The organism is Pseudomonas sp. IPO3778 (assembly GCF_013386825.1).
Classification (GTDB): Bacteria; Pseudomonadota; Gammaproteobacteria; order Pseudomonadales; family Pseudomonadaceae; genus Aquipseudomonas.
The window spans coordinates 36,081-46,203 of the sequence record NZ_JACARC010000089.1 but is presented as its reverse complement, the minus strand read 5'-3'; the positions used below and the strand labels follow the sequence as shown (position 1 = coordinate 46,203).

General features: G+C 62.7%; 11 protein-coding genes. 6 read left to right on the top strand and 5 right to left on the bottom strand.

Going from position 1 to position 10,123, the window contains the following annotated elements:
• Nucleotides 1-245: 245 nt before the first annotated feature.
• A complete protein-coding gene (locus HX855_RS31570) occupies nt 246-1,304 on the bottom strand; it encodes a HoxN/HupN/NixA family nickel/cobalt transporter (RefSeq protein WP_177085659.1) in 1,059 nt (352 codons plus the stop codon).
• Nucleotides 1,305-1,416: 112 nt separating this feature from the next.
• Between HX855_RS31570 and HX855_RS31565 the strand changes: the two genes are divergently transcribed.
• Nucleotides 1,417-1,956, top strand: a complete 540-nt coding sequence (locus tag HX855_RS31565; protein WP_177085705.1) for a DUF924 family protein — start codon at nt 1,417-1,419, stop codon at nt 1,954-1,956.
• Here the strand turns inward: HX855_RS31565 and HX855_RS31560 are convergent.
• Entirely contained in the window at nt 1,953-3,383 is a 1,431-nt protein-coding gene (locus HX855_RS31560; protein WP_177085657.1) for a hypothetical protein, read from the bottom strand. The two genes, HX855_RS31565 and HX855_RS31560, sit on opposite strands and share 4 nt — an antisense overlap.
• Nucleotides 3,384-3,553: 170 nt before the next feature.
• Between HX855_RS31560 and yfcF the strand changes: the two genes are divergently transcribed.
• Together yfcF and HX855_RS31550 are read left to right on the top strand one after the other, a co-directional pair.
• Entirely contained in the window at nt 3,554-4,186 is a 633-nt protein-coding gene (yfcF, locus tag HX855_RS31555; RefSeq protein WP_177085655.1) for a glutathione transferase, read from the top strand.
• A gap of 33 nt (nt 4,187-4,219) precedes the next feature.
• Nucleotides 4,220-4,951 (top strand): GntR family transcriptional regulator, encoded by a 732-nt coding sequence (locus tag HX855_RS31550; protein ID WP_177085653.1) that lies wholly within the window; start codon nt 4,220-4,222, stop codon nt 4,949-4,951.
• Between the two features lie 15 nt (nt 4,952-4,966).
• Here the strand turns inward: HX855_RS31550 and HX855_RS31545 are convergent, their stop codons facing one another.
• The gene (locus HX855_RS31545; protein WP_177085651.1) at nt 4,967-5,230 is read right to left on the bottom strand and encodes a hypothetical protein; all 264 of its coding nucleotides are present in this window, start codon (nt 5,228-5,230) and stop codon (nt 4,967-4,969) included.
• Nucleotides 5,231-5,374: 144 nt separating this feature from the next.
• Between HX855_RS31545 and HX855_RS31540 the strand changes: the two genes are divergently transcribed.
• Both HX855_RS31540 and HX855_RS31535 read left to right on the top strand, forming a co-directional pair.
• The gene (locus tag HX855_RS31540; protein ID WP_177085649.1) at nt 5,375-6,019 is read left to right on the top strand and encodes an ATPase; all 645 of its coding nucleotides are present in this window, start codon (nt 5,375-5,377) and stop codon (nt 6,017-6,019) included.
• A 29-nt stretch (nt 6,020-6,048) separates the two neighbouring features.
• Nucleotides 6,049-6,390 carry a hypothetical protein gene (locus HX855_RS31535; protein ID WP_177085647.1) on the top strand — a complete coding sequence of 114 codons (342 nt, stop codon included), beginning with the start codon at nt 6,049-6,051 and terminating at the stop codon, nt 6,388-6,390.
• Between the two features lie 207 nt (nt 6,391-6,597).
• On the opposite strand, the gene HX855_RS31530 is transcribed toward HX855_RS31535, so the two are convergent.
• The gene (locus tag HX855_RS31530; protein ID WP_177085645.1) at nt 6,598-7,347 is read right to left on the bottom strand and encodes a creatininase family protein; all 750 of its coding nucleotides are present in this window, start codon (nt 7,345-7,347) and stop codon (nt 6,598-6,600) included.
• A gap of 86 nt (nt 7,348-7,433) precedes the next feature.
• Nucleotides 7,434-8,147 carry a murein L,D-transpeptidase catalytic domain family protein gene (locus HX855_RS31525; protein ID WP_177085643.1) on the bottom strand — a complete coding sequence of 238 codons (714 nt, stop codon included), beginning with the start codon at nt 8,145-8,147 and terminating at the stop codon, nt 7,434-7,436.
• A gap of 37 nt (nt 8,148-8,184) precedes the next feature.
• Here HX855_RS31525 and HX855_RS31520 point away from each other — a divergent pair, with 37 nt between their 5' ends.
• Nucleotides 8,185-9,750, top strand: a complete 1,566-nt coding sequence (locus HX855_RS31520; protein ID WP_177085641.1) for a murein L,D-transpeptidase — start codon at nt 8,185-8,187, stop codon at nt 9,748-9,750.
• Nucleotides 9,751-10,123 lie beyond the last annotated feature (373 nt).

Genomic DNA, 10,123 nt, shown 5'->3' with positions numbered 1-10,123 from the left:
CGCGGAGCAAAGCCGGAGTGAGGGCACACCGAGCCTAAGCGAGGTGCCGAGTGGTGGGGCAAGAGCCTTTTGGTTACTTTTGGGCTCTTTTCAAAAGTGACCCGCTGTAAGAGCGGAACCAATAGCGGCCCCGACCAAAAAAACGGATATGCCCCCGCTGCACAGCCCAACGGGGGACAAGCCCCCTTTGCCACAACAGCCCCCGCACCACACCTCCAGCTGGAACGGGCTGCACAGCCAGAAGGTCAACCCGCCTTCACGTCAATCCGGTCAAACCCCTTGAGGCGATACAGCATCACCGAGATCGCCCAACTGGCCACAAAGATCCCGATGATCATGTAGCCCAGCATCCCGAAGCTGTCGTTCAAAGCACCGATAACCCCCCAGAACGCCCCCTTCAAATCCAGTTGGTCACCGATCAGCCCCAACGCTTCAATACTGCCGATCACCACCGCGACCACCACCGACACCAGGGTGATGGTCATGTTGTAGTAGATCTTGCGGATCGGCTTCATGTACGCCCAGCCGTACGCCCCCAGCATCAGGTGACCGTCGAGGGTGTCCACCAGGGACATGCCGGCGCTGAACAGCAGCGGGAACACCATGATCGCCCACGGCGACAGCCCTTGAGAGGCCTGTGTGGCAGAAATGCCCAGCAGGCCGATCTCGGTGGCCGTATCAAACCCCAGCCCGAACAGAAACCCCAGCGGGTACATGTGCCAGCTGCGGCTGATCAGGCGAAACACCGGGCGGAAAATCCGCGCCATAAAGCCGCGGTCTGCCAGCAACAGGTCGAAGTCATCCTCCACGTACGCGCCGCCTTGGCGCACATGACGCCAGGCCTTGTAGATCGCGTGCAGGATCACCAGGTTCATCAAGGCGATCACCAACAGGAACGAGGCCGAGACCGACGTGCCGATCACTGCGCCAATCGCCTTGAACCCTTCAAACCGGTCCTGCATCAGCGAAGCCGCAAACGCCACGCCAATGGACGCCAGCACCACCACCGAGGAATGCCCCAGGGAGAAAAAGAAGCCGACCGCCACCGGGCGTTTCTTTTCCTGCATCAGCTTGCGGGTTACGTTGTCGATGGCGGCGATATGGTCGGCGTCCACTGCGTGCCGCAGCCCGAAGCCGTAGGCCAGCAACGCGGTGCCGAGCAATACCGGGTGATCATGGAACGCCACCAGCGCCCAGACCCAGGCGGCCACGTTAATGCCGATCAACACCCCGTAGATGCCAAACAACTTGGCGCGAACCTGGGTGTTGGAGTCACTGAAAATCTGGGTAAGGCGTAGGATCATCAACACTACCTGTGTGCGGTGGAAACATTCAGACATATTCCGGAACTTTATAGGTTTTGTTTAAAGTGATGATGAAATTTGTGGTGTGAGTGAGGAGAGGGTTGTGACGACGATGGAAAATGGATCGCGGGCGGTGATTGAGTTCTGGAAGCAAGCGGGGCCCAAGCGTTGGTTTGCCAAGGATGAGGCGTTTGACCAGCGCTTTCGGGAGGCTTTTTACACGTTGCATTTACAGGCGGCCCGGCGTGAGCTGGAGGGCTGGATGCAATCACCTGAAGGCGCGCTGGCGTTGCTGTTGCTGCTGGACCAGTTCCCGCGCAACACCTTTCGTGGCACCGCGCACATGTTCGCCACCGACCCGCTGGCGCGCCTGTATGCGCGGCAAATGGTCGAGGCGGGGATGGACACGTTGATTGAAACCCCGTTGCGGGCGTTTTGTTATTTGCCGTTCGAACATTCTGAAGACCCCGAGGATCAGCAATTGTCGGTGGCGCTGAACAAGGGACTCGATGCCAATACCTATCACTGGGCAAAAGAGCATGCCCGCATCATCGAGCGGTTCGGGCGCTTTCCCCATCGTAATGAGGTGCTGGCCAGGGTCACGACGGAAGAGGAGCGGGCGTTTCTGGAGGGCGGTGGCTTTTCGGGCTAGGCCTCTGATTCGGCCACGACATCCCTGATGCCCGCCTGACGAAACCGTCGCCCGCCCTTGAGATCAATCGCCCAACGCAGCGCTTGCGTCGCCGACGGGCGCTCGCCGTGGGTGATGGCCGCGTCATCGATAGCCAGTCTGCCAAGGTAGCCCTGCTTGCCGCCGCGTTCGCTCCAGTAGTGGGTGTGGCTGAGCCAGGAGTTGGCGAGCCAGCCTTTCCAGTTGCCCACGGTGACCGGCAGGTCCAGCACGCCGGCGCCCATCACCGGGCTGACCGGGCCGCCGACGATGTCGCCAAACAGGCCCAGTGGGGCCGGGAAGTACAGGTTGGTCCAGCGGGTCACGGCGAACGCGGCGGCATGGTGCAGGTACAGCGGCGAGAATTGGCGCTGGCCCAGGGTGATGGGTACCCGGCTGCTGTAGCCGTAGCCCTTTTCGTCGAGCGTGGGCGGGCAGGCGGGGGCTTCGCGGCGCTCGATGCGGCGCTGGAAGTCACTGACGCTGCGCCCCAGCAACAGGCTGGCATGGGCCATCGGGCTACCGACGGTGACGAGGTCGGTGATGCGCCACGGGTTGCCGAGGTTGCGTTGTTCGATAAAGGCCTCGGCCTGTTGCTCGCGGAACCGGAGCAGGCTTTGCAGGCGGCCGTCGAGGGCGCTTCCGGCCTTGGGCAACGTGTCCTGCACCACCGGTTGCAGGCGCTCATGGTTGGCGTAGCGGGCGATGAGCGCCGGGCTGTTGGGGTGCAGTTGGTCGTGATGCTCGTGCCACAGGTAGCCGACGATATCGTAGGCAATCACGCTGCCCAAACTGTGGCCGACGACGATGATGCGGTCGTAGTCGCCCTTGTCGTGCAGGGCCCGCAGCAGGTCGACGCCATCGGCGCGGATCTGTTCGCGCACCACCACGTTCTGCGGGTTGGGGCTCAGGTAGCGGGCGGCGTCGCCGAGGTACGACAGGGCCGAGTACTTCAGGCCCAGGCCGATCACCGCCAGCAGCACCGGGATCAGGGCAAAGGGGTTGTCGCTGTGGGGGAATCGGCCGTATAGCGTGGCCAGGGTGCCGCTGACCAGCAGCACCAGCATGGCCAGCATGGCCCAGCGTGTGGCGCGCCAGATTGGCACGATGGCGGTGGGAATATCCCGGCGCGGGCGTTTGAAAATATCCCAGAGCCAGCTCAGCAGATGGCCGACCTTGGTGCCCTGCATCTTGTGGGCCCAGTAGTACTCGTAGAAGTCGGTGGTGTTGCGGCCCGCCGACTTCAATACGCGCAGGTCAAAATTGCGTGAGAACCGGTCGGGCTTGCTCCAGTAGAAAGGCGTTGCCTCGGGCGTATCCGCCGGGATCATCGCCTCCACGAAACTGCGCAGGGTGTCCATCGGGCGCTGTTCGCCGATGCCGTGGATGACGACTACCGCTTGTTTCATCGTTTGATCGTTCCTTGATCTGTTTTCGGGACGTTACGGGGGGAGTGGCTAGACGCCATAGTATTGCCATTATCGATGGTATTCCACACAGGAATGCCCCCATAAAAACCGCGCATTTCATTTGCGCCGCGGGATCTCGTAGTGTGGTGCTCCACCCAGGAGATGCCGCCGTGAACCACCGCCCGCTGAGCCTTTACGTTGACGCCCACTTCACCAGTCCCTACGCGATGTCGGTATTCGTGACCCTGCGGGAAAAAGGCCTCGATTTTGAACGGCTCACCCTGAACCTCGACACGGCCGAGAACCAGACCGAAGCGTTCGCCCACGTTTCGCTGACCGGGCGCGTGCCGACGCTGGTGCAGGGCGACTTCGCCTTGTCCGAGTCTTCGGCGATTACCGAGTACCTGGAGGAGGTGTTCCCGCAGGTGCCGGTGTACCCGGCAGAACCCCGCCAGCGGGCGAGGGCGCGGCAGGTGCAGGCGTGGCTGCGCAGTGACTTGATGCCGATCCGGCAGGAGCGTTCGACCCTGGTGGTGTTTTACGGGCTCAAGGGCGAGCCACTGTCGCCGGCCGCTGAAGCGGCAGCGCACAAGCTGATCAGCGCGGCGCAGGCGCTGTTGGCGGACGGCCGCGACTACCTGTTCGGCGAGTGGTCGATTGTCGACGTGGACCTGGCGGTGATGCTCAACCGGCTGATCCTCAACGGTGACAGCGTGCCCGCCAACCTGGTGGCGTACGCGCAGCACCAATGGCAACGGCCTTCGGTGCAGGAATGGGTCAATCAGCAACGTCCGGCGTTGTAGTCATCTCCTCCATTACACAGTGAATCCTGATCCATGAATATGTTGTCGAGTGACGCCCGTCTGCCGCTGTATCAACGCCTGCGTGATCATCTGATTGAACAGATTGCCAGTAATCACTGGCGCGCCGGTGCGGCGATCCCCCCTGAAGCGGTGTTGTCCACCCAGTACCAGCTGTCCACCGGCACCGTGCGCAAGGCGATCGAGGCGCTGGTGGGCGAGGGCATCCTGGAGCGTCAACAAGGCCGGGGGACGTTTGTGCGTCGCCCGAAGTTTCAATCGTCGTTGTTCCGGTGTTTTCGTTTCCAGGGCCCGGGCGGTGAATGCCAGTTGCCACAGAGCCGGATCTTGTCGGTCAAGCCGGTGGACGCGCCGTTGTCGGTGAGCGAGGCATTGGGGCTGGCGCCGGATACGCCGGTGATTTGCATCGTGCGGGTGCACACGCTGGACACGGGGCCGGTGCTGGCCGAGGAAATCTGGCTGCCGCGCAGTCGATTCCACGCGCTGTTGGAGGTGGACCTGACGCGGCAGGGGTTGCTGCTGTACCCGACCTACGAAGAGGTCTGCGGGCAAGTCGTGGCATCTGCCGAGGAAGCCCTCACGGCCGAGTCCATCAATGACGTGTGGGCTCGTTGGCTGCAAGTGCCGGTGGGCAGCCCGGTGATGGTGATCGAACGGCTGGCCCGGGATTACGCCGGTCAACCGTTGGAGCTGCGGCGGGGCCGCGGCCATGCCGAACATTTCCGCTACCGCGTGGACATTCGCTGAGGCTGTCGCGCGCGGCTATTCGGCTCCCAGCAACTCGAGCCACGCGTGTACCACCCGGCGGTCAAGGTCTTCCCAGTCGGCCATGCCCAGCACCCGGGTGGTGTTCAACCCGCGCAAATAGCCTCGCAGTTGCTGGGCGCTGGCGTAGACCACTTCCGGTTCGGCGGCGTTATCCAGCAGTACGTCCTCATAGTCGACCAGGTAATCGGCCACCCGGTCGCGAAACTCCGGCAGCACGGCGTCACGGATGCGGTCGAAGGTTTTCTGATGGGGTTTCATGGGGCGTTCCTTATCATTTTGTGTGGGGCGACCTGCACGACACTATTGCTTCAGATAATAGTCACCATCAAGTATTGAGAGTTCTGTTTTTCTGGAAAAGGAGGACAATTGCCATCATTGAATAGGATGTGCAAGGACCCTGCGATGAGGACTTTTACCGGATTGGCGCTGGTGGCGCTGTTGATGAGCACCTGGGTTACCGCCGCACCCGCTGTGGCCGGGGGACTTCAAGCCAGCCATCTGCCGCCCATCGCCGCCAGCTCGGTGGGCTTGCAGCACTCCCAATCGGTCGGCGTGCTCTACAGCGACAACACCCTCGACAACCTGCAGTACCTGACGCGCTACCACGCCATGGCGGTCAATGGTGCCAAAGACCAGTTGGACGAGCAGATTCGCCGGGCATTTGTCGACAGCTCGGATCCGGACCTGGCGATTGACTGGCTGATGACTTCTTTGCGCCACACCTTCGCCTCGGTCACCCGTTACGACAACCTCGATGCACTGTTGCAGGCACACCCGGACGTGGTGGTGATGCTCGATACTTACAACCAGTTGCTGACCCAGCGTAATGACCTGGTGGAGGCTCGGTTTGTCGCCAAGTTCTATGACATTGACCTGCAATACATCGCCAAAGCCGAAGGCTCGATGCAAATGCACTTGCCTTCTGTATGGGTACATGACAAAACGGCGCCCCAGATCGCTGCACAGATTGGGCAGCAGCGCGACGTTCAGTTGAATGCCTTGAAACAGTTCGATGCCTCGCTCAAGGCGTTGGTCGCCGCCGGTTAGCCCACTTCTTCTATTTTTCAGGAATTTTTATGCGCGTGTTGTTAGTGCCTGCGATGGCGTCTGCTGCTTTATTGATGACGGGCTGCGCATCCGCGCCCAATGCTCCAACCCTCACCCTGCAAACCGGCAAGGACCCCGAAGCCTACGTGCAGTGCGTGGTACCCAAATTCGAGAAAAACGGCATGACCTCCACGGTGACGCAGAACTCGCGGCACGCGCGGATCGTGGTGAGCAGCAAGATTGCCGCGGACAATATCCTGGAGGTCTACAAGGCTCAGGACGGCGGCAAGGTATTCCTGTACGAGCGCAAGCCCTTGGCATCGACGTTCAAACCGTCGCGTTTCGAACATGCCGCGCAGGATTGCCTGTAATCAACTGGCGCACGGCGCTGATCGTTCCCACGCTCTGCGTGGGAATGCCGCCTCGGACGCTCAGCGTCCAGCGGGCGATGCAAGGTTCGAGTCTTTCGCGGTGGTGACGCGGAGCGTCACGGGATGCATTCCCACGCAGAGCGTGGGAACGATCATCGCAGGCTCGACAGCTCCCACATTTGATCTTCATTGCCTTGAGCCAATGAATCAGCTCGGCTTTGGCTCACTGCCGAACGCATCCACCGCCTTCACCAGGCCTTTGGCCGCCAATGCCACCAACTCGCCGCCTTTTTGCGGGGTAGCCAACGCAGGGTCTGACCCCATGCGGCCGTCCGGGAAGCGTGCGCGGAAGTCGCGGGCTTCGCGGATCGGGCCGGTGTTGGCGATTTTCGGCGAGTAATCAGCCGACTTGATCGCGTGCGGGTAGGCCCATTGGGTCACCGCGATCTCCGACGGCGTGGCATGGCTGCCGTGGCCGACCGGGAATTGCTGGTGCGCCAGGTCGGTGACGCCTTCCAGGTCCCACCAGTTGCACAGCTTCAGGGCATAACCCGCCGGGCGCCCGGTGAAGCTCGCTTCAGCGTACAGCTCGGAGAATGCCGCTTCGATCGAAGCGATATTGCCGCCGTGGCCATTGAGGAACAGGATTTTTTCGAAACCATGGCCCGCCAGGGAGCGCACCCAGTCACCGATCGCGGCGATAAACGTCGAAGGGCGCAGCGAAATGGTGCCGGGGAAGCCCAGGTGGTGCTGGGCCATGCCGATATTGAAGGTCGGGCCAATCAGGATGTCGGCGTTTTTTTGCGCTTCATGGGCGATGATTTCCGGGCACATCCAGTCGGTGCCCAGCAGGCCGGTGGGGCCGTGTTGCTCGTTGGAGCCGATGGGAATCACGATGCTGCGGCTGCGTTCCAGAAACTGGCCAATCTCGATCCAGGTGGATTGATGTAAAAGCATCTAGGGGTCTCTCTCTCATCAAGCCCAGGAACACGGTGAAGTTCCTGGTGGCGTGTGCCCCATGGTGCACGGCAACGCCTGCCCCATCAACCGCCTTTGACGGTACCGGCACTCGCCATCTGGCGCGGCTTGCAGTTGAGGTACGCCGAGGACTTCAGCCAGCGCTGGTCGGGGTACCAGGAAAACATGAACTGGCCGTCCTTGAGCTTATCCACCACCTGGCGCGCCACTTGCGGGCGCACCGCCGGGCACCCCTGGCTGCGGCCGATACGGCCTTCGCGCTTGCTCCACAAGGGGCTGACGTAGTCGGCGGCATGAATCACGATGGCGCGGTCCCGTGCACGGTCATTGAAGCCCGGCTCCAGGCCGTCCATGCGCAATGAGTAGCCATGGGCGCCTTCGTAGCTCTCCTGGGTGCGGAACAAGCCAATGCTGGACTGATAGCTGCCTTCACGGTTGGAGAACTGCGTGGCGAAGTTTTCCCCGGACTTTTGCCCATGGGCCACCAGGTCCCGCAGCACTAACGTCTTCTTGCGCAGGTCAAAGATCCACAGGCGACGGGCGGTCGACGGTTGGGAATAGTCGATCACGGCCAGCCGGTCGGACTGTTCGATGCCATTGCCCACCGCGCACTGCATGGCGCTCAAGGCTCTTTTCAATACATCGGGGTTGAGTTCTGGAGCGGCGTGGGCGAGGCTGCTATACAGAGTATGAGGTTTACCGGTGTCTGCGAGCGCAACGGTGCTCAGCGAGGCAAAGGTCGAGATGATCAGGCCGAGTCGGCAGCAAAAGGTCAGCATGTATAGAGCATCTCCGCCGTGGATGGGAGCTAAGCGATTGTTCAAAAAACACGCATGTTACTTGAGCCTTTGCCTGCTCGTTGCACCGCTGGTCGCGACGGCCGAAGACCTGTTGGTGGTGTCGCCGGCCCCGGTGCAGCTGGCACTCTCGCAATTGCCCACGGTGTGCCCTGGCCTGGCCGGGCAGATCGACGCTGCCGCCCAGGCGCGATTGCAGGCGTTCTACCAGCAGCAGGGCGATGTGGCACTGTGGCTTGAGGGCGATCGTCGCGCCGCCTTGCAAGCCCAGTTGCTGATGCTGGCCGATGACGGCCTGGACCCGAGTCACTATAGCCTGCCGCCCGCAGATGCCACGGGTAACGTGCTGTGCAGCGACATCGGCACCAGCCAGCACTACCTGCAAGCCCTGCAGGACCTGCACTTCGGTCGCTTGCAGCAGTCGCGCTTCGAACCCCTCTGGCACTCCCAGCCACCGGCCCTGGACCCCGACACCCAAGTGCTGGCGCTGGCCGAGGCCGGTATGCAGAACATCCCCCAGGCCTTCGACCAGGCCCGCCCGAACGCGCCGCTCTACCGCAGCCTGCGCAGCGCCTACGCCGCCTTGCGCCAGCAACCGCTGCCCCATTGGGACGCCGTGGCCAGCGGCCCGTTGTTGCGCCCCGGCATGGATGATTCGCGGGTGCCGCAACTGGCGCGGCGCATGGTCAATGGCGGCTACCTGTCCGGCACTTCTTCCGGCACGCAGTACCGTGGTGAGCTGGTGAACGCGGTCAAGACCTTCCAGCTCAGCCATTCACTGCAAGCCGACGGCGTGATCGGGCCCGGCACCGTCACGGAACTGAACATCAGCCCGGTGATTCGTCGCGAGCAACTGCGCATCAACCTTGAGCGGTTTCGCTGGCTGTCCCGGGACCTGGAGCCCGAAGGCGTGCTGGTGAACGTGGCCGCGGCGCAGTTGAGCTTCTACCAGGGCGGCGTGCCCGTGTGGCAAACCCGCCTGCAAGTCGGTCGCGCCGACCGCCAGACACCGCTGCTGAAGTCGCACATCACCCGGCTGACCCTCAACCCCACCTGGACCATCCCGCCCACCATCATGCGCGAGGACAAACTGCCGGCGATCCGCCTGAACCCCGACTACCTGCGCCAACAGAACCTGCAAGTGCTCGACAGCCAGGGCAACCCGCTGGCGCCGGAGCAGGTCGACTGGTCGCACCCCGGCAACATCCTGCTGCGCCAGGGCGCCGGCCCGCGCAACCCGCTGGGTCGGATCGTGCTGCGCTTTCCCAACCCGTATTCGGTGTACCTGCACGACACCCCGAGCCAGCCGCTGTTCTCCAAGGGCCCGCGGGCCTTCAGTTCGGGGTGCGTGCGGGTTGAGCAACCGCTGCAACTGCGGGACTTGCTGGTGAGCCCGGCGGAGAAGATCCGCACCGAAGAGCTGTTGGCGACGGACACGACCCACGAGTTCCGGCTCGCCACGCCCGTGCCGGTGTTGCTGGGCTACTGGACCGTGCAGGTCGACGGCCAGGGAGGGTTGCTGTACGCGCCGGATATTTACGGGCGGGATCCGGTGTTGATGAAGGCGATGGAGAGTGCGCTCTGACGGCGTATCCAACGCCTGTGGGAGCTGTCGAGCTTCAGCGAGGCTGCGATGGGATCAGCGCGGTTCCCCTGGCAGACCGCGCCGCCTGCATCGCGGGCAAGCCCGGCTCCCACAGGGCGTGCATCCAAGATTTGGGCGCGACACAGCTTTAATGTGGGAGCTGTCGAGCTTCAGCGAGGCTGCGATGGGATCGGCGCGGTTCCCTTGGCAGACCGCGCCGCCTGCATCGCGGGCAAGCCCGGCTCCCACAGGGCGTGCATCCAAGATTTGGGCGCGACACAGCTCTAATGTGGGAGCTGTCGAGCTTCAGCGAGGCTGCGATGGGATCAGCGCGGTTCCCCTGGCAGACCGCGCCGCCTGCATCGCGGGCAAG